The organism is Flavobacteriales bacterium (assembly GCA_020635395.1).
In the GTDB taxonomy this organism is placed as follows: domain Bacteria; phylum Bacteroidota; class Bacteroidia; order NS11-12g; family UBA9320; genus UBA987.
Genome location: JACJZV010000001.1, coordinates 1264854 through 1286705, shown reverse-complemented (window position 1 = coordinate 1286705; position 21852 = coordinate 1264854). Strand labels below are relative to the sequence as shown.

13 protein-coding genes are annotated in these 21852 nt (G+C 39.4%); 9 read left to right on the top strand and 4 right to left on the bottom strand.

The genetic code is table 11. The annotated features are described in order from the left end of the window. The first annotated feature begins 74 nt into the window (after nucleotides 1–74). The 9 genes from H6607_05490 to H6607_05450 all read left to right on the top strand — a co-directional run bounded on the left by H6607_05490 (nucleotide 75) and on the right by H6607_05450 (nucleotide 7599). On the top strand, nucleotides 75–1151 hold the full coding sequence (locus H6607_05490; GenBank protein ID MCB9261810.1) for a hypothetical protein: 1077 nt from the start codon (nucleotides 75–77) through the stop codon (nucleotides 1149–1151). Nucleotides 1152–1795: 644 nt separating this feature from the next. Then, on the top strand, nucleotides 1796–2422 hold the full coding sequence (locus tag H6607_05485) for a hypothetical protein (protein ID MCB9261809.1): 627 nt from the start codon (nucleotides 1796–1798) through the stop codon (nucleotides 2420–2422). A gap of 470 nt (nucleotides 2423–2892) precedes the next feature. Next, nucleotides 2893–3213, top strand: coding sequence for a hypothetical protein (locus H6607_05480; GenBank protein MCB9261808.1), 321 nt, complete (start codon nucleotides 2893–2895; stop codon nucleotides 3211–3213). After that, nucleotides 3206–3766 carry a hypothetical protein gene (locus tag H6607_05475; GenBank protein ID MCB9261807.1) on the top strand — a complete coding sequence of 187 codons (561 nt, stop codon included), beginning with the start codon at nucleotides 3206–3208 and terminating at the stop codon, nucleotides 3764–3766. The genes H6607_05480 and H6607_05475 overlap by 8 nt, the downstream gene beginning before the upstream one ends. Before the next feature lie 355 nt (nucleotides 3767–4121). Next, a complete protein-coding gene (locus tag H6607_05470; protein MCB9261806.1) occupies nucleotides 4122–4631 on the top strand; it encodes a hypothetical protein in 510 nt (169 codons plus the stop codon). Then, the gene (locus H6607_05465) at nucleotides 4628–5143 is read left to right on the top strand and encodes a hypothetical protein (protein ID MCB9261805.1); all 516 of its coding nucleotides are present in this window, start codon (nucleotides 4628–4630) and stop codon (nucleotides 5141–5143) included. The genes H6607_05470 and H6607_05465 overlap by 4 nt, the downstream gene beginning before the upstream one ends. A 168-nt stretch (nucleotides 5144–5311) precedes the next feature. Then, nucleotides 5312–6676, top strand: coding sequence for a pyridoxal-phosphate dependent enzyme (locus tag H6607_05460; protein ID MCB9261804.1), 1365 nt, complete (start codon nucleotides 5312–5314; stop codon nucleotides 6674–6676). Between the two features lie 12 nt (nucleotides 6677–6688). Next, a complete protein-coding gene (locus H6607_05455; GenBank protein MCB9261803.1) occupies nucleotides 6689–6991 on the top strand; it encodes a two pore domain potassium channel family protein in 303 nt (100 codons plus the stop codon). Nucleotides 6992–7011: 20 nt separating this feature from the next. Next, nucleotides 7012–7599 carry a YdeI/OmpD-associated family protein gene (locus H6607_05450; protein ID MCB9261802.1) on the top strand — a complete coding sequence of 196 codons (588 nt, stop codon included), beginning with the start codon at nucleotides 7012–7014 and terminating at the stop codon, nucleotides 7597–7599. A 199-nt stretch (nucleotides 7600–7798) separates the two neighbouring features. Here the strand turns inward: H6607_05450 and H6607_05445 are convergent, their stop codons facing one another. The 4 genes from H6607_05445 to miaA all read right to left on the bottom strand — a co-directional run bounded on the left by H6607_05445 (nucleotide 7799) and on the right by miaA (nucleotide 21850). After that, entirely contained in the window at nucleotides 7799–15607 is a 7809-nt protein-coding gene (locus H6607_05445) for a DUF4347 domain-containing protein (protein ID MCB9261801.1), read from the bottom strand. A gap of 907 nt (nucleotides 15608–16514) precedes the next feature. Next, nucleotides 16515–18197, bottom strand: a complete 1683-nt coding sequence (locus tag H6607_05440) for a T9SS type A sorting domain-containing protein (protein MCB9261800.1) — start codon at nucleotides 18195–18197, stop codon at nucleotides 16515–16517. 117 nt (nucleotides 18198–18314) lie between these two features. After that, nucleotides 18315–20666 (bottom strand): tail fiber domain-containing protein, encoded by a 2352-nt coding sequence (locus H6607_05435; GenBank protein ID MCB9261799.1) that lies wholly within the window; start codon nucleotides 20664–20666, stop codon nucleotides 18315–18317. 260 nt (nucleotides 20667–20926) lie between these two features. Continuing rightward, complete coding sequence (miaA, locus tag H6607_05430) at nucleotides 20927–21850, bottom strand: tRNA (adenosine(37)-N6)-dimethylallyltransferase MiaA (GenBank protein MCB9261798.1); 924 nt, start codon at nucleotides 21848–21850, stop codon at nucleotides 20927–20929. Nucleotides 21851–21852 lie beyond the last annotated feature (2 nt).

Genomic DNA, 21852 nt, shown 5'->3' with positions numbered 1-21852 from the left:
ACCTCCTGCTTGCCGCAGAGGGTATTCACAGAATAGAATGTTCGTTAAAACCAAAAAAAACTTAACTTTGGCTTGTGCAAACAGCCTATACATATCGACCAAAATATAGCTCAAGCCCAGTTGTTTTTAGTGGTTTTGATTACTATCCTCCCGATAGCTATCGGGATGGGATGACAATGGAAGAACGTAGCTACACCGCTGCTGTTGGGGGATATCGATACGGCTTTAACGGAATGGAGCGGGATGATGATGTAAAAGGCGAGGGTAATAGCTTAGACTTTGGTGCAAGAATTTATGATTCGCGATTGGGGAGGTGGTTGAGTGTGGATCCGTTGTGGCAAATGTATCCTTTTGTTTCTTGTTACAACTTTTCGGTTAATTCACCTTTGATGTTTAAGGATGTAGATGGTAAAAAAATTTATATCTATTATGAAACTGGAGAGTATGATAACAATGGCAAACCAATCAGAAAATTATGGGAGTATAAACCAGGTATTGAAATACCAGAAAATGACTATGTCAAGAAAGTGGTTCAATCCATAGAAATGATTTTAAATGTTGATGAAACTCAATACAAGCAAACTCGAAAAAATCCTTCACCAAAAGGTGTGGTTGAAAGATTTCTTAAATCCAATAAAAAATCAGTTGTAATTACGGATTTAAACATGAAGTCTAATGATGATGCCAAGTTCATACCAGGAGACGAAAATGTCTCTATGATTAAGTACAATCCTAACGTTGGCACAATTCATATGCTTCGAGATGCTCCAGGTGGTAAATTTAGAAATTACTTAACAGCCCCCCCGGCAGCGGGCTTAAATCATGAATTTTCACATGCTTTTCGTTTTGCATTTTGGAAAAGAAGGTTTAAAAAAAACGATAATGCCAAAAATAAAGATTACTTAAAGAATAGAGGTCTTGCAGGACAATTCCCAGACGGCGAAGAGGAGGCAGCTGTTACATTTCAGGACAATGCTTTTTTAAAATTTTATGGATATGGTGAGCGAGTTTCGTATGTGGGTAGAAATTATACCGCAGTAAATCCAACAAGTTCTACCGAAAAATTATCATCAGACATAAGCGAAATTTCAGCAGGTCAAACAATAAAATTGGATACATCTAAAACAGAAAACAATTGGAGCAATTGGTAATGAGTATTTTAAAATCTACATTTTTCATTGTATCATTTATATTATTCTACTTAGAAACAAATGGACAAGCAACAGATATACAATTTAAGACAACACCGGATAATGTTTTTATAGTAGGGTGTACGGATACCGTGGCATTTGAATATAGTCTCCCATTGTACTGTTTTGACACTTGCTTTGGTCACAAAGCACGAACATTGATTAAATTACTAACAAAGCATACTAATGAAAATACACCCATACAAAATGATTCGATTGATTACCCCTGTTTGGAAATTCGAACGAAGGTTTCGTTCAAAAATGAACAAAAACAATATGAAAGTTATTATTTTGATAAGACCGGTTTTATTTTATATCATGGCAAGATATATTATGGCAACTCCAAAATTAGAAGGAAGATAAGAAAATTAAAGAGAAATTGTAAGTTGGGCAATTAACACAGGAGTGCAAGATGATATGCCGCGGCGAACAAAACAAAAAAATGAGTAAATTTGGAAAGTGCTCTTCAATGCAACATACCACGAAAACTGCTCATATAAAAAGGCAAATAAATTTGCAACGTTTCATTTTTTTACGTTCTAAAGTTATGCTTTTTCTACTTTTAAATCGTACTATTTTTGGTGGAGCCTACTACAAAATGATTTATGAAAAAACTTAGAAAAGTTACTTTTCTTCTTTCAATTGGATTAACTTTTGGGTGCTTTTATTCAAAAGATTCGTATCCGTCTTTTGATCGTGGGTGTGCATCATACAATTATTTTCAGTACTTTAACGATACCACCTATGCCATAACTGGGTTTTACCGGGCTCATAAAAGTGATTCGGTTTATCCAAAGTTATACTCAAATGGGGTAAAAAAAATACACAGACCAGTTGAATGCAATTTGTCATGTTTAAGTTTTCCAGAGAAAACTCACTTCACTTTTCTTGGTCGCATTGTGGTCTTCAAAAACGAATTAAAGAGCTTGGATTTCGTTCTTACAAATTTTGAAATTGGCTATAGCACAACATTATATTTTCTACATACGCCGTACAAAGTTATGGATAAAAAGGCACTTTATTTCACTCCAAACTGTTGGGAAAATGACACAATTTATAATATTATTTATCCCATTCTCTTTGACCTTACGGAATCTAAGTTAAACGAGCATATTGCAAAAAATAATATAAAACCACTAGCAGACACAAGTTTCGCCTACTTTGAGTTTCACGGTGTGCTTTTGGACACGGCGGCAGCAACACATAAGAACGGTAGCACACAAGTTCCTTAGAACGACTAAAAATAGGTTAAGATGCTCGGAATGTTGAAGGGCATATAGGATGGTGGTAGAAGATTGGAATACAAAACAGAGAAACGAGAAATGATAGCATCCCGATAGCAATCGGGACTATATAAAGATAGGCATTACATACAAACAACCTGCCCGACTAAGTTTGCAGAGTTTGTTTAAATTTGTCCTCAGAGTTACCCTATTGAGTGACTCTGATAAAGTAAAAATATAAAGGAGTTATAATTGGGATATCAGCTGAACGTTAACACCCATTGAGGAGGCTTGTACCGGCAGGGGTTTCACTTTCGGTCATCAACGCCCCTTAGCCAGAGACGTGGAGATAAAATGAATTCTTTAGCATCAATTAAGGCAACGGAAGACGAAAAGAGTGCAATTAAGGTGAGAGAATTGTCTAATGAATTAATGAATGCATATCAAGCTGAAAGGGAGAAAAGGGTAACGATGTAAATATGAAATTTGCAAGCGATTTGTTTGAATTGGCGGTCTTGTCCCAAATTGATGAATTTTCGAGCCACTATAACAAGTTGCTCGAAAATTATTCAGGAAGTGACTCGAAATTAAAGAAGCAAATTGTTCAAATTTTAGAACAATCAACATTCGATCAAAAACTTTATGCAAAAGCTCTTAATAGGTATGCCCATAAAACTGCAAGAGGAAAAAATTATTCAAAAGATGATACACCAATAAATGCCAAGAAAAAAAATATTGACCTAAAAGATTTGACACCCCTGAAGAAAAAAGTGAAACCCTCAGATACGAGTGATGAATAAAAATTGTGTTTTTCTAATTTTTGCGTACCTATTAATAGGTTGTCGTGTTGGCCAAAATTGTTCAAAATATCATACCTATTGGATTAATCCTGTGTATGATATTTATCCAACATTGATTGACACTAGTTTTTTACTAAACTCAATTCAAAGGAACGCAGATGACCTACAAATACCTCAAATTTTGCCAGATGAATTGAAACTATATAGACAGCACAGTTTCTTTTTTAAAATAACTAGTGCGAAAGCAATGTATGATGTTTACTATTTACCGACTGAGGATAGCGTTAGCATTCAAATTATACGTTTGGAACTTTATAAAAAAAATAAAAAGGTTTTCGATCAAGACTTAAGAAATAGTTATCAGGGAATTCACAAAGAAATGCTATCAAATCTTTTTAATGAAACAGATTCTTTCATACGTAATTCAATAAGACAGAAGATTTTGAATCTTAATATCAAAGTCGGTACACAAGAATTATTTAACACCGTCTATTACTCAAACGTACATTACTTGGCAAGACAGAACAAAGGTGGCAGCGGTGTTATAAAGTAGCTTCGTACCAGATTAGCAAAGGCTCTGATTTCTACGTCTCTAACAACGTGACAATTAACATGGGGGTAAAAGATAAAAAAACGAAACATAAAAACAAAAAATTATGGCATCCCGATAGCTATCGGGACTATATAAAGATAGGCATTACATACAAACAACCTGCCCGACTAAGTTTGCAGAGTTTGTTTAAATTTGTCCTCAGAGTTACCCTATTGAGTGACTCTGATAAAGTAAAAATATAAAGGAGTTATAATTGGGATATCAGCTGAACGTTTACACCCATTGAGGAGGCTTGTACCGGCAGGGGTTTCACTTTCGGTCATCAACGCCCCTTAGCCAGAGACGTGGAGATAAAATGAATTCTTTAGCATCAATTAAGGCAACGGAAGACGAAAAGAGTGCAATTAAGGTGGGAGGATTGTCTAATGAATTATTGAATGCATATCAAGCTGAAAAGGGAGAAAAGGGTAACGATGTAAATATGGAATTTGCAAGCGATATTTTTGAACTATCCATACTACTACAAATTGGAGAATATAAAAAGAATTTTTACGCATCAGTTTATTCTTATTGTGACGGAGATATGACTTTGATGGGAGATGTAATTAAATTAATAAAACTTAAACAAAATAATCAGGAGCTTTCTATCAATACATTGTTAGAATATGCTAAAACAAGTAGAGGAAAGAACTATGCAGAAAAAAAGGAAATTAACGAAAAAAAGGCAGATGTCGCGTTGAAAAATCTTATACCACTATATTCAAATAATAGCAATGTGTCAAATGGTGTTAGTGGTACAGATAGTACAAGTGGTACTAAGGATAGCACTAGAGGATCCGATAGCATTGGCCCCCCAAAGAAATGAAAATGAATAGAGTTGTTTTTATTATTATACTCGTTCTGATGGGGTGCAATGTAATTAAGAAAATTCCAGATTACGGATTGAGTACTAATAGAAATTTTAGAATTCTGAATGATTCGACGTTTTTAATTAACGAATATTATTATGATAGCATAAATAATTTAGGAGTTTTTACGCCAGATAGCCTAAATTTTTTCAAATGCTCAAAAAACTCCAAATTGGATGGTTATTCTGGAGAGGCTGCCTTCATAATAAAGCTGAATACACGTGTAGATACCTTGGAAATTGAGCCTATTTTTCTTAGCTTATATAAGAGAAATGAACTTACTTTGAATGACGACATTTACGAATGTGCCTCAGAAAGATATCTTTATAATGGAGAAGAGATTAATATTTGCAACAGAAGTGATTCTCTCCTAAGAGACGCTATTTCTAAAATATTGTTAAAATTTGATCCTTATACGGACAACCAAAATTCATACTATACTTCCTACTATGTTTGTTTCAAATATTAAGAGGAGGGCAAGGCAATTAACATGAGGGTACAGGAGGCAAATAGGATGGGGTTGAAGATACGAATACAAAACATAAAAACAAGAAATGATAGCATCCCGATAGCAATCGAGACAACAAATCAACTAATCTTCCAAGCATCTAATCAACTAAGAACTATCTTTGCCCCGATGTATTACAACAATATTTTGGAAACCATTGGCAACACGCCGTTGGTAAAGTTAAATAAAATTGTGGCGGATGTTCCGGCTACGGTTTTGGCAAAAATTGAGACAACTAATCCGGGTAACTCGGTAAAAGACCGAATGGCGGTGCAAATGATTGAAGATGCCGAAGCTGATGGCCGCTTAAAACCCGGCGGAACCATTGTGGAAGGCACCAGCGGCAACACGGGCATGGGACTGGCCATTGCAGGATTGATAAAGGGTTACAAGTGCATTTTTGTCACTACAGACAAACAAAGCAAAGAAAAAGTTGATATTCTTAAAGCTGTGGGTGCAGAAGTAATTGTTTGCCCAACGGATGTAGAACCTACCGACCCTCGCTCCTATTATTCCGTTTCCAAACGATTGGGCAGCGAAATTCCGGGTGCTTGGTATGTAAATCAGTATGACAACCCCAGCAACGCTAAAGCTCATTACAAAACTACCGGACCCGAAATTTGGGAACAAACCGAAGGTAAAATCACGCACTTTGTGGTGGGTGTTGGCACCGGAGGAACGGTAAGCGGTGTGGGCAAATACCTTAAAGAGAAAAACCCGAACATTAAAGTGTGGGGTATAGACACCTACGGCTCGGTGTTTAAGAAATATAAAGAAACCGGCATTTTTGATGAAAAAGAGATTTATCCGTACATCACTGAAGGTATTGGCGAAGATATTTTGCCTCTGAATGTTGATTTTGACGTGATTGATTTGTTTGAAAAAGTGACCGACAAAGACGGGTTAATCTATCAACGAAAATTGGCCAGAGAAGAAGGCATTTTGGTAGGAAACTCTGCCGGAAGTGCGGTGGCCGGAATCATTCAACTGAAAGAAAAATTGAAACCAACCGATGTGGTGGTAGTACTTTTTCACGACCACGCCACCCGATATATGGGCAAAGCCTTTAACGATGAATGGATGAAAAGTCGTGGATTTTTGGAGTCGAAACCCGCTCGGGCGTTGGATTTGATAAGCAGCCACAAACACTTGCCATTGGTGACAGCAACTGACTCTGATTTGGCAAAATCGGCTTTCGACAAAATGCAGAAATTCGGCATTTCGCAAATGCCGGTGGTTAATGAATCGGGAGCTTTTGTTGGCTCGCTCAACGACCACGAAATTTTTAAAATGTTGCTCAACGACAACTCGGTTTCCGATAAAAAAGTAAGCGAAATAATGCAACAGCCTTTTCCGGTGGTGGGCTATTACGACGAAATTGAAACTGTTTCAAAATCCATAAATACCAACAATCCGGCGGTATTGGTCAAAGATTTGGCCGGTTCCTATCATATCATTACCAAGTATGATTTGATATCGGCACTGGGGAAATAACGTTTAAACAAAGTGAGTGTAGTTCAAACCCTTGTTTCCTTTTTTAAAGATAAAGAATACCGAGAATTAATCTTGGTTTGTCTTTTTGTGGTAATAAGTGGTTCGGTGTTTTATCATTTCGTTGAGGGTTGGGGTTGGGTTGACTCGGTTTATTTTAGTGTGGTTACACTCACAACCGTTGGTTTTGGCGACTTGGCTCCACAAACCGACATGGGCAAAATATTTACCATCTTCTACATTTTGGTAGGCATTGGCATTATTTTAGGCTTTGTAGAGGCCGTTTATCATCATTTTAATCCCAGAAAAAAGAATTAATATATTTTGCAAAAAACAGTATGAATCCAAAAGTTGATGAATTTATAGCCAAACACAGTCAATGGACAGACGCACTTGTTCTTTTGCGAGAACTAATGCTCTCATTGAATATGGAAGAAACGCTTAAATGGGGAGCTCCGGTGTATATGGCTCATGGCAAAAATGTGTTGAGCCTTGGGGCGTTTAAGAATCATTTCGGCATTTGGTTTTTTAACGGCGTTTTTTTGAAAGACACCCATAAAATATTGGAAACTGCTCAAGAAACCACCAAAGCCATGCGTTCTGTAAAATACTTTGAAATAGATCAACTGAACATTGAAGTTTTAAAAAAATATGTTGAGCAAGCCATAGATATTGAGAAAAAAGGACTTAAAGTTTCAAAGGCCGAACATGCCAAATATGAAATGCCCGAATTGCTAAAAACTGCAATGGATGCCGATGGTAATTTGTTGGATGCCTTTAACAAACTTACACCCGGAAGGCAAAAAGAATATGCCAATTACATTTCCTCGGCAAAACAGGAAACCACAAAACAAAGTCGGTTAGATAAAATTATCCCTATGATTTTAGCCGGAGGTGGTTTGAATGATAAGTATGCCAATTGTTGACGTAAAATACTAAAATTCACTCTTAATCACTTTCAACGCAGCTTGAATTTGCTTTGTTTCAAAGCATTATTTGCGAAGTAATCGGGTAATTGTTAATTCATAAAAAGCACAATGGGACACCCAACAATTGGGCATCCCATCAAGTGCATTTGTATCGCGTTATGTAAATTATCTTGCTGTTTTCAGCATTTTCACATAATTAGTTTTGAACCGAGTGGTCAATACTTATTTTACCAATCGTGCTATTTATTCCGTTTGATATTCTGATAAAATAAATGCCGGTTGGCACATCGAATACCGTAAATTTATAACCATTTCGCAATTGCTCACTACTTATGCTAAATTGGCTAACCACTTGGCCTGCAATGTTGGTAATTTCAACATTTTGAACATCGCCCACTGCATCGGTTTTTACGATGTTTATGCTTCCACTTGTTGGGTTAGGATAAATGATAACCTCGCCCGCTGCGGTTTTTCTATTGAACAATGCCACAGGACCAAACCTTTCGGTTTGTCCGTCAAAGTCAACCTGCACCAGCTGATAATACACCACTTCGGGAGTAATGGTTTTAGCACCATAGTCCACAAATTGGTATTCAATGTTTTGACTGCTGTTGCCACAATTGGCTAGTGAGCGTAACACTCCCACCGCTTCAAAGTTCACTCCGTCAAAGCTTCTCTCCACCACAAAATGGCTATTGTTCAGCTCTGTGGCGGTTTGCCAATTAACCACGGCATTATTTCCGCCCCATTCTGCATTAAGATAAACAAGCTCTACCGGAATCGGAGTTACATTCGCCACCTGAAAGTCTTCCACCTCTCCATTATTTTGCAATGATTTTGAAAAATCCGTTGGGTCGTCAGAAACTCTTACCCTATAGTTAACCGTGGCATTCATCAAGCCATCGGGTGTCCATACGTTGTTAAATATTACCGTATCGTTTCCGCTGGCGGTAGTTGTAACTGTTCCGGTGTAGGTGCTGTCCATCACCCCATCATTGTTCCAATCTATTTCCAATTGTGCATAAGCCGTTATACCCGCATTGGTAGAGCTTATGGGTACCATAAAGATATTGGCCGTTGCACTATCCAATTGCGAAGGAATTATCAAACCATCATCACCTCCATCGGCTGTAGCCGTAGCATTGATATTGGCTGTTACCTCATCGGTAATTGTTGCTCCCGCCCATATTGAATTGGTCCCATCCGGTGTGCCGTTGTTATCGCTGTCAATAAACTTGGCACCAGCAGATGGCAATGAAGTCAAATCGCCAAAGTCGGTGTATATAGGCTCTATCAACAAATAAATAGTGGCACTGTCTGTTTGTTTAATGTCGGCGGTATCGGTAATGTAATACACAACTTTATCAGGGCCAGTGTAATCGGTTGGCGGCGTATATACAAATGTTCCGTCGTCGAATAATTCTACCGTTCCACCTTGATCTGTTGACAATTTGCCAAGCGATGTTCCAGTGCCGGGTTTGGTTGGGTCAACCAAGGTTGAACCACCGTTTACCGTAATGGCATCGTTAGGTGAATTTGGATCACTGTCATTAGCCAACCAATTTCCAGTTACCGGTGTATTTATATTGGTAATCTGATAATCATCACCAGCCAAAGGAGGCTCATCATGCGATGGGTCGTTAGGCAATACAGTAATATCGATTGTGGTGGTATCGCAAGCGGTATATGGGCTGCTTACGGTGTCGCACACCACATAATACAACGTTTCAATGACACCTACAAAATCCGAATTTGGAGTAAACGTAATTGTTCCATCTGGACTTACCGTCAAATCGCCTGCATCGGCAACAGGGTTTCCGTTTTCGTCAACTCCGGGAACAGTCGAAATTGTTCCATTGGTAACGGGAGTTCCTTTTGTTGGGTCAATTACCCCACCAAAGTTTTGGTTGTCGCCTTCCGGGTCGCCATCATTGGCAAGCAATGGAAGGGTTACAGGGTCGCCATAGCTCACACCTTCATCAGGGTTTGCCACGGTTGTGTTACTTGTAGGATCAGTTGGGTCTTCTACCGGAAGTACGGTTATATACAAAACTTCATCTTCGCAAGCCTTTGTAGTTCCATTGTCGCATAACGTATAAACAATACTGTCTTTACCCACAAATCCTGTTGGTGGAGTATAGGTGTAATTACCTGTGCTGTCAATAATAAGCGTACCACCTTGGGCGGTAGATTCTGTCACGGGACTTGTAGTAACAGGAGTACCTGCAATTGCCGTAATTTTTGTCGCATCACCTTGAGCATCAATGTCATTGGTTTTTACATTGCCATCAACTGGTGTATTTATTAAGGTGGTATTGTAGTCCACTATTGGGGTAACACTGTTGGGGTAACATGCATAATCTTTTACCGTAGAATCTTGAGCAGTTCCAATGTTTTGACCTCCAGATACTAAAACAGGAACTCCATTGGCATCAACGCTCCCAGAAATCTTGTCATTTGTTAGATTTACAAGTCCAACGCTTCCACCACCTTCTACGGCATCAGCACAACCGTCGTTGTCGCTGTCAAGGTCTAAATAATCAGGAGTTCCGTCGTTGTCGGTATCTAAAGCTGGTACTCCAGAACAGTCTATTGCGGTTGTACCAGAAGGTATAGTTGTTGCAGTGGCATCGGTCGTAACGCCAATGTAACCCGAAGCGATAGGTGAACCGTTAAGCCCGAAATCACATTTAGCCAAAACACCACCAGCTGAGTTTTTCACAACCACCGCGGTTACTGAAGCATCGGTACCTACAACATGAATAGAATACGTTGAATCGATAGAAGGGCTGAATGTCAATGTTTGAAAGCTGCCGGCACTGGTTGAAAAAGACAATGTCTGTCCATCGACCGTAGCTGTACCAGTTCTGCTGTATGACCAATCACCAATGGTCGTTTCAATTATAACGCCCGTTAATTTATCAAATGCAAGGTTAAAATAAAAATTGTCACCAAAAATTAAATCCCTGTTCACGTCATTTGGATTGCCTCTGTCTCTGGCTGCATCAATCGTACCTGAAAAAGAATAACTCAAGGTAGAACCTAGGCACAAACCAGGGTCTTCTTCTGTATCCAATATCCCGTCATTATCGTCATCTAAATCACAAACATCTCCTATACCATCGCCATCATTATCATTGAATAGTGAACTTGCGGCATTACACGGGTCACATTCTGCTGACTGAATAGTATCAATTTGAGAAGTGCCAATGCTTTGTCCTCCTGATGTACTTAGAGGAACTCCATTGGAATCCACTCCACCTGTAATTGTATCATTTTGAATCTGAGAATATGTTAAATAGTCTCCACCTTCAAGTGCATCAGGACAGCCATCATTATCACTATCCAAATCTGAATAGTTAGGGATACCATCTCCATCTGTATCTATTGGTTGACAAGCTTCAAAGATAAATTCAAGTGCATCACTTCCTATAACTTCAATTCCAATTCCTGTTACATTAAAGGTAATAGACGAGATAGGAGCCATAGAAGAGAACTTTATCGAGCCTGCTGCAGTTCCAGTAGAATCCATCGATGACTGTGGGCCTGGACTTGTATATCCGAGATTTACATCAGGGATTCGATAAAAAACGTCTGACTCTACGATAAATTGGTTGTTACCCGCCAGTTTTTGCATAGTTACGCCCGATGTAGCAACAGTCCACTCAGTAGAGTTTGTAATATATGGTGAAGAGCCTGAAGCTCCATTTCCACCTAATCTATCAACATGCAATATAAAATCTCTAACTGGTGATGAAAAATTAAAGGTTACTTGTCGGATACCTTTATCGTCACCCGGAGCATCTATATCAGTGTAATAAGGCTCGGGAATAGTGTCCCAATATATCAAAAATTGATAAGATGTTGCACCCATAACACTTGGATTAGACCAAGCATTAATGTTGTTAAATACGTCATTTGTAACTCCAGTAAGTTTAGTTGCACCTGATACGCCGACAGAAGTGATGTTAATACCCAATGATCCAGTAGAGCCAGTAGAGCCACTCCATGTACCCGATAAGGTAGGAGAGCAAGATTCATCCGTATCCAATATCCCATCATTATCATCATCTAAATCACATTGGTTTGAGATACCATCACCATCGGCATCTGGATAGCCACTGGCGACTGGATCACAACAAACAATAACACTTGCATTTTGCGAACTTCCTATTGTTTGAGAACTACCGTTATTAGGTACACCACTTGTATTTACCGGATAAGTGGTTGTATTGATGGAACCATTTGCATTTAACTGGCTATACACATACGAACCACCACCTTCTATTGCATCAGCACAACCATCGCCATCGCTGTCGGTGTCTAAATAATCAGGTGTGCCGTCGTTGTCCGTGTCTTTGCTAACGCAATAAGTTACCGTACCGTTATTTATTGAAATCAATCCACGACTACCTCCATTACCTGCCATTGTTCCTGATCCAAGAAAAGCGGTATAAATCCAGTTATGTGTACCTGTAACATTAGTAACCAGTGTTCCGCTTCTTGCAATAAAACCTACTGAGGTATAAAGAGGTGCCTCTACCGGATGTGCATAATAGCCATTATACGCCGTCACCGGACCAGGCACGGATATACTGGCATCTTTAGAAGCATTAAATACTGAAAAATAGGACAAAGACTGGCTTTGAACATAGGCTACACTACTTGTTGGAAGTGCTCCAGCAGTGGTGGTAAAAGTGCCTAATTGTGTTAATTCCCCGTTACTCAACCAATTGTCAAAGGCTATTTCTACATTATTCCCTATAAAAGTTTCATTGGTGGAATTGTTTGCCGGAAGATTTTGAGCGAGCAAACTGGTGTTAGGAAGAATGCTAACTGCACTTGAACCTGTTACCACACCGGCCCATTGGTGATCCTGACTAGTGGCTGTATTATTAAAATCACTATAGGTAAATGGTACTGTAAATGTATCTTGAATACCGGGTACCGCATTTCCAGAAGTACGGTTAAAAACCAAATTGAAACTTCCACCATTTATCGCGGTTGAAGCCCCTGCAACTGTTGAAGCTACATTCAGTGTATATGTTGTAGTAGATTGACAAGCTCCTTCATCCGTATCCAATATTCCGTCATTATCATTGTCTAAATCACAATCATTTGAAACGCCATCTCCATCCACATCAGGATAACCACTGGCTGCTGCATCGCAACAAACTACAACGCTTGCATTTTGTGAGCTACCTATTGATTGAGAACTGCCATTGTTGGGAACACCACTTGTATTTACCGGGTATGTGGTTGTATTAATAGAACCATTGGCATATAACTGGCCAAGAACATAAGAACCGCCACCTTCTATTGCATCGGCACATCCATCACCGTCACTATCTGTGTCCAAATAATTTGGTATGCCATCATTATCGGTATCGCAAACAGCTTTAACGTTTGGAAGTCTTTCTAAAAATATATTTTGACCCTGTGGATTAGAATTCCCTCCTCCATCACCTGGATCGTAAATTATCACAAGTTTTTTGATGGGCTTACTTATTGTAAAGGTTGCCCAATAATTTACATTTGATGTAGCCACACTATACTGTCCTGTTAGATTTGTTATAAAACCATCTACGTCGTACGCTAAGGAGTCTCCAAGGGTAACGCTTACTGGAACTGGATAATTATTGGCATCATAAGCCAGCAGTTTAACCCCATCTCTCCAAGAACCAAAATTGGCACTTCTTTCAATATCAATAATTTTAAAACTGCTTCCTATTAGTATCTCCTTGCTAAACTCATACGTCCACACCGAGTTGATACTATCTTCATCAGAATTAAATCCACCATTTAAATCCATAGCAAGCGTAGCATAAGAAACACTACTAAGTGTCATATATTCCGGGGGTGAACCATAAGATGTCATTGGGCCATTAAGTTCTCTTGTATAATGAACATTCACACCAGAGCCAGCTACACTTGTATAGGTAGTATCTGATGACCCATTTGGATAATGATTAAACCAAGTAATATTGAAGGTAGAACTTCCAGAACAAGCAAACTCATTTGTATCTAATATTCCATCATTATCATCATCTAAATCACAAAAATCGGAAACGCCATCACCATCAGTATCCACATAACCACTTGCGGCAGCATCACAACAAACTACCACGCCAGTGTTTTGTGAACTGCCTACTGATTGAGATCCACCATTGTTTGGTACACCATTCGCATCAACTGAGTAAATGGTAGTATTAATGGCTCCGCTACTATTTAATTTACTGTACACATAAGAACCTCCTCCTTCTATTGCATCGAAGCAACCATCGTTATCACTATCTAAGTCTAAGTAATTGGGAATACCGTCACTATCAAAGTCTGGTTGTAGCGAATTGGGTAAGGAAACACAATTAAATAATATTCCAGGGGTATAACTTGTAACCGTTGTATTATTCGTAATCCTAATCTTACTTATTTCTTTGCCCGAAAGGTCAAAAACTACCATATTGGCTCGAGTCAATTCCGGACGAGTGGCAGTAGATATACCTTCCAACTTAACGTATGTTCCGTTTTCTGTTACAGCTATGTTGGATCCTATATCGTTAAAAGTCGTTGGAGTTACACTGCTGGGATAACTACCTGTGGTACCCTCTAAGGTGGTGGCAATATAGTTGCTCAAGTTGGTTATTGTGTTACCGTTTTGATCCCAAACTTGCACATTATGGTTTTCACCAGTATTATCAATATCTACGACAGCAAAAGAAAGCGAAACTGTACCGGTTGAGAATGTAATGTCCACATAGTTACCACCTCCCTTTGGTTCTATGTAATGTCCTGAAAGTCCAGTACCATATAATTCGTCCGTACTAGTGGTAGTTTCATTCCACACCCTTAAATAAGGTGTGTTGGTGCCGCCACCAAGGAAGTCTGCAGTTATACCATTACCTAAATATTGAGTGTAATGCACATCAGCAGTAATGGTGCTAATAGAAGCAGTTATATTCCCAGCACCTGAGCAGCTTTTCGCATAACCTTCATCAATATCTAAAATACCATCGTTGTCATCATCTTCATCGCAAAGATCCCCAATTCCATCTCCGTCGTTGTCTGTAAATTGAGGACTTGTTGGGTTACAAGGGTTATTGAGACCAGCACAATCCAATAATTGTACTTGATCAACGTTTGGCCCCTGAGAGCCTGCATCTGCCGATAATACAAACGTATTTGAGCCTGAATTTACTGATACGGTTTTCGTTTCAATCGTCCAATTAGTCCATGAACTAGTAGGAGACATACTAAAAGTGTCCACTACTGTACCATTAATCTTAAGTCTTAACGGACGAGGATTGGCGTCTGCATTGGCATAACGAATGGCCAAAGTATAAGTGCCAGCGGTTGCAACGGTTTCTGTCCAAGTAACGTTTATGTTTGAACCGGTAGATGTAGGATAATCGGCAAATCCTGAACCAAAATAACCTGACTGGTTATTATTGCTGATAACTCCTCCATTTAGGGTTAAAATTTCGGCTTGCTTAAAGTCACCACAGGCATCCTGTAAATTGCCTTGGTAGCTAACTAATTTTAAAATGTCAGCATTCCCATTTCCCACTTCCAAATCCCAGTCACCATCTACACCAGTAATGTCATCCGATGCAGCAACTGAAATCCCTAACGTTTTTTCTAAATAAGTTACGGCCTCTCGACCCACTTTGCCTTTACCAAACTCACATCCGTAGATGTTAATATGGGTGCTTTTTTTAACTTGTGGTTGAAGAAATTCGGCAATTTGATGGGCATCCATCCATTGCCCATTTACCAGCAGCTCTCCAGGTCTGCCGTGAGAAAATAAGTGAAAAACTTGTTTATCGATACATTCCGAATCAGGAACTTTAAGGTTTTCTAATTTACCATCGATAAACACATTGTTGGGTAAAACTTGGCTGTGAGACCATGCCCAACTGTTTGGTGCTTGTAAAACAAACAACAAAAATAAAAAGCTGTATAATAATTGATTTGCAACTTTTTTTGGATTTGTAGAAGAACTCATCATAATAAATAATTCAATAATTCTGTATTTTAAAAATGCTCTGTTTTAAAATTCTTTACAGTTATTTAGTTATTTCTTCTTGTATTTTGGATATTTTAATAGGAGGTGCTGAGCCTTTTGCCCGTCACCTGAAAATAATTGGATGTTTGAATCAAATTTGCAATCGAAACCGTCAGAAACGCCTTGCTCATATTTTACTGTTAACCCCAATTTTGTATATAGGGTTCTGCTCCTTGAAGTGCCTTCCATCTTAGGAATAAATTGTAGTAATCTAATATTTGCTACCTAACTAAAGGTGCCGTTTATAAAACAACCTTGTTATGCCAACATTTGTGCCATAAGCTGTTCTTAATTACTTTTTCTTCGTTTTAAGTAGTGGTACTTCAATTGTCAACAATTTGCATACAAAATGATAAGTGCTTGATTTTGAAGACATTTCGCATAGAGATTTTTCATTTATTAATAATTGTAGCATTTTTATTAACAACTGTATCAAAATATGTCTTAACTGTATTGAACTTTAAAAAACTACCCGTATTTGTGTAATTATGATACTTGGATTCCTATTTTGAGATTTCAACCCGTGTATAAATCCACTAACAAATGACTCGATTTGGCAAAATGTGTTCTGTTTTGGCTTACTTAAATAGGTTGTTTTTAATAATTTTGATGTTGAAATTTAGCCCACATTTCAACCAAATGTCATTTACAAAACGGAAAGTCTGTAGTACAAAAATCAGAACCACAAAACAAAAGAAACCCTATATATGGTAAATCTCCACCTGATTAGCGGCAAGGTTGTTTAATTCATATAAAGCACAATGGGACACCCAACAACTGGGCATCCCATCAAGTGCATTTGTTATCGCGTTATATAAACTATTGTGCTGTTTTCAGCTTTTTTACATGTTTAGTCTTGAACCGAGTGGTCGATGCTTATTTTACCAATCGTGCTATTTATTCCGTTTGATATTCGGATAAAATAAATGCCGGTTGGCACATCAAATACAGTAAATTTATAGCCGCTTCGCAATTGCTCGTTGCTTATGCTAAATTGGCTAACCACCTGGCCTGCAATGTTGGTAATTTCAACGTTTTGTATATCCCCCACCGCATCGGTTTTTACTATGTTTATGCTTCCGCTTGTTGGGTTTGGGTAAATCATAACCTCGCCCGCTGCTGTTTTTTTGTTGAACAATGCTTCTGGGCCAAACGTTTCGGCCTTTCCATCAAAATCAACCTGCACCAATTGATAATACACCACTTCTGTAGTAATGCTTTTTACACCTTTATCTACAAATTGATAATCAATGCTTTGGCTGCTGTTGCCCCCATCGGCAAGCGACTTTACAATGCCCACTTGCTCAAAGGTTTTGCCATCAAAACTTCGTTCCACCACAAAGTGCCGGTTGTTTAACTCGGTGGCAGTTTGCCAATTAACCAATGCGTTGTTTCCGCTCCATTCGGCATCAAAATAAACAAGCTCTACCGGAAGTGGAGACAGGCTATAAACCGTTTTGGTGTAGGGCGAAAAAGCACTTAGGTTGGCTCTTTTTGTTACCAATGCCGTGGATATGGCAGTACCGGTAGTAATATATCCGGTGCCGCTTTCGCCGCCATACAGATTGCTGTATTTTAGCAAATCCCACTCACTTTGCGAGATGGTATCTACCCCGTTGCCGTTGGCAGGCCCGTTGGGGCTACTGCCCACGTGGTGCGTTATGTAGTGGTTGGTGCGTTTTGAGGCAAATGTGCTTCCCTCGGTGGCCACGTTGTGTTGCAACTCAAGTGTTACGTTGCTGCCGCCGGTGGTTCGCTCCTCCACATCCCACGTACGGGCCACGGTTACATCGTCTTGATTAGTACCCGTGCGGCCTGCATCAAAGGTGTTTAAAAACACACGCATGCTGTAATCATCATCGGTTCCGGTATTTTTAATTCGCCCGGGTGTGTAATCGCCTTTGGCATGACCTATTGGGTAGGCTTCTTCTGCATCGGATGTTGCCAAACTCTCCCGCTCCAAAAAACCTTCGGTGTCGGTAGGGTTGCCATTGGTTACAAAAAACTGGGTTTCGTTGTAGCCAAGTATCTCTCCCGGGTCGTTGTCGCCCACCGTAAAATCCATTCCACCGTGTATTACGTGGCCGTCCACAAAGGTAAAGGTGTCTCGCACCTTGCTGTCATCGTTTATCAAGTATAAATCTCTGGAGTTGTACAGCTTTATGTCGGGAAAGCTGCATCCTGCACTGGTAGCCCAGTCGTAGCCGCCCTCTAAATTCTGTCTGCCATTTCTGGCATAGGGTGCCGGGCGTGGTTGTTGGAAATAAAACTGCCCCGCACCGGGCATGGTGGCTGCATTGTCGTTTTTAAATGTAATGCCATAAAAATGTACTACCCCACCTTCTACACTGCCCCAACTGCCATAGTTGGTGGCATTGCCAAATACGGTTACCGTGTCTTGGCTAAACACGTGCATTTTTGTGCCTGGGTGAGCGTAGGTGTTTACCACTTGGCCGTGCAATGCCGTGGTGGTAGTACCTAATATAAGCATCCACAGAGTGGATAATGCTTTGTTTTTAATTCGTATTTTCATCTTTTTCTTTTTTTAAACCTCCCTCCCAACCCCCTCCAAAAAAGAGGGGAAGTTGGACACGGAGGATTATGTTACCATATACGTTATGAGCCAAGGTTTTGGGATTAAGCTATATCTTTAATCTTTAACCGTTACCTCAGCAGTACTTACTTCGATGCCTTTTGCTTGCAAAGCAACTTGTATAAGAGCCAATTGAGCTTCTAAACTTGTCACTTTTGCTGCCGATGCTTCATTGGTATTTTCCAATTCCTCTTTCAACGCATCGTTTTCAGCTTTTAGCTCTTGAATGGCCTTGGTAAGAACAGGAATTAAGCTATTGTAGTCCACCGCAAGTATTTGCTCATTGTAGGCATTGGTGGCAGAATCTACAATTTGAGGAATAATTTCTTTTATTTCTTGAGCTATGAATCCCATTTCATGTCGGTCGTACTCGTTAGAAGCTAATTTTGCTTTTTTGTCGTATTCTACTGGACGAAGCTGCATTACGGTTTCTAAACCATAAGGGTTGGCAACGATGTTCGTTTTTAACCTTCTATCAGAAGTGATGGCAGCACCACCCACTGTACCTGAGTTGATTACAATTTTGTCGGCATAAGCTGTGTTGTTTGCTGCTCCAGTTAAACCTGTACCTGCAATTACGGATGAGTTGTTACCTGAGAGTGTATTGTTTGTTCCCCAAACAGCAGACTGCTTACCTGAAACATTATTGCTAAGGCCGAATACGGCAGAGCTTGTTCCTGTTATCCTATTGGAATACCCCCAAACCGCAGAATAGCTTCCACCGTTTAAGTAATTTAGAGTGCCAGACATAAAAATACTGGTTGCAGAAATGGCGGTATCAATATATCCGCACACCTCGGCATACTCATTTCTTGAAACGTAATTTGACCTTCCAACAACATGATTGTAGGTACTTGAATCCGTGAGTATATTGCCTTGTCCACCAATTGCGTTTGAATAAGACAAACCTCCTGAGCCATTAAGAATTTTATTGTATGCTCCCCAAGTAATATTAGAATGTCCTTCAAGCCTATTGTTTGATCCAAATGCTGCTTGGTTGGCTGTACCGGAAATAACGTTTTGTTGACCGATATTTATTGAATTTGAAACTCCATCAAATATTGTATCTGAATAACCTGAAACAAAATTTCCAGACCCATCACCAGAGTAATTTAAAATACCGGCTGTTATGCCTCGAGTAGATTTGTTATAATTTGAATTTCCTAACACCAACGACTCATTCCCTTCATTTTTATTTGCAGTACCCCACACAGCGGCATTAAATCCGGTAGAGCTATTTGAACTTCCATAAGCAGTAGAGTTGAGTCCTGAAACGGTGTTGGTGGCACCCCACGCTGCGGAGTTGTCGCCCGAAATGCGGTTGGTATTTCCCCAAGCCGCAGAATAATTACCCGTAACGGTATCTTGAATTCCTGCAATTATTCCTCCTTGAACACCAGAACCACTATTATATGCACCAAAAACCGCTAAATTTTCTCCCTCAACATAGTTTTGCAAACCCACAACTACTGCATTATCTACTTTCACCACATTACTATTTCCTCCCACAAAGGCATCTGCTATATCAGAATTTAATGCGTTATCAACCGTATTAGCATTTCCCGCCACAAAAGAACGGCTTGCATTAACAGTATTTTGAACACCTGTTACACCTACTTGAGATCCGGACACAACGTTTAGAGATCCCCAAACCGCAGAATGAGGACCCGTTACTGTGTTTTTTGAACCCATGGCTGTTGATTGATCTGCACTTACTTTGTTTTGTGTTCCCCAAGCTGCAGAATTTAAGCTAGATACATTATTGGCAGTACCCCAAACGGCGGAGTGATGTCCGGATACTGTATCATTAATACCTGTGGCAAAAGAGTTGGTACTTGTCACTGTATTATTATTTCCCCAAGCGGCAGAGTTGTTTCCAGATAATGTATTATTAATACCCCATGTGGCAGCATTCGAACCACTTGCCGAGTTGCTTTGTGCACCCCACACAACGGTTCCTTGTGTCCAAAGATCTTTGGTAATGTCCATGGGAATGGAATCCGTCCGGTTGTTGGATGTTCTTACATAGACGTAGTAATCGTGGTCGTTTGTAAGGCTGTCGGTGTTGCTACAAGGGCTAATCCAACTGTTCAACTCATTGTTCCACCAGTTTACGCATCCTTCTGTTGTGTTGTAAATAAGCAAACCATGGCTTTTGGAACTTACAAAGCTACCATTGCTGCTTATGGCATCCCGCTGGGTTGTGGTCATACGGGGTAGCAACAAACCCTTGCTGGTGCTTTCAAGCTCCACAAGTGAACTGGGTTGAATGGTTGATTCGTTTTCGCCCACTTTTAATTGGGCATTGGCCGTGTTGTAGCCAACCATGCTCAGCACAGCAATGGTCATAATTTTTGCAATGTTCAAAATGTTCTTTTTTGCATTGCTCTTTTTTCTTGTAGTAATCATAATTTTTCTTTTTGAATAAATAATTTAAATAAACGATATTTTCTCTGCCCGACTTTTAATCAGACATTTAGGATGGTTCAATAGCCATGCCCGCAATAGGTAAATATGGCCATATCAAATAAGTGCGGGCTTTGAATGCATAAGTGCGTATTTCGTTTTTATAAATGCAAAAGCATTTTAAATTTTACCAAAACTACTTTTATCTAAAAATGGGACAAATACACAATTATTGTATCATTTTGAGACACGCTTGATTGAGGCTATGTACTTGGGGTTGAATAAAAATCGAGATGAGATTTGATAAAATCGAAGCCTATGTTATTATCAATCCACGCCGAATTGCTCTTGTTTTTAAACCAGGTTATTTGACGTTTGGCATAGCGGCGGGTGTTTTGTTTTATTTTATCAACAGCCTCATTAAGTGTGCTTTTTCCATCGAAATAGTCGAACAATTCTGCGTAACCCACCGTTTGAAGGGCGTTTAATTGTTTGAATGGTGCTAAATTTTCGACCTCGGCTATCAAGCCATTTTTTATCATTTCGTCCACCCGCTGATTAATACGATTGTATAGTTCTTCTCGTGGGTAATCAATGGCAAATTCGAGTATTTCAAAATGACGGTTTGATAATTGTTTGGCAGTTTGTTCTTCGTTTGTTTTTCCGGAAAGCAACACCCGCTCAATGGCTCGCATAAGCCGTTGTGGATTTTGTAGGTCTATTTTATTGTAATAGTCTGAATCTATTCGTTTCAGTTCGTTTTGCAAATAGGTTAATCCATGTTGTGCATATTGGTTTTCTAATTTTTTGCGGATGCTTCCATCGTCTTTGGGTGCCTCATGAAAACCATGCAAAATGGCATTGATAAAAAGGCCACTTCCGCCTACCATAATAGCTACATCCCGTGTTTTAAATAGATTTTCAAGCACAGAAAGGGCTTGCTTTTCAAACTCGCCTGCCGACAATGGATTATGAATGGAAATGTGGCCAATAAAATGGTGTTTTGCACTTTGCAATTCCTCCAATGAGGGTTTTGCAACACCAATATTTAGTTCTTTATAAAACTGTCTGGAATCGGCAGAAATGATTTCGGTGTCAAAATGTTTTGCAAGCTCAATGGCCAGTGCCGTTTTGCCCGAAGCCGTGGGTCCACCAATAACGATGAGATATTTCTTTTGTTCTGACAACG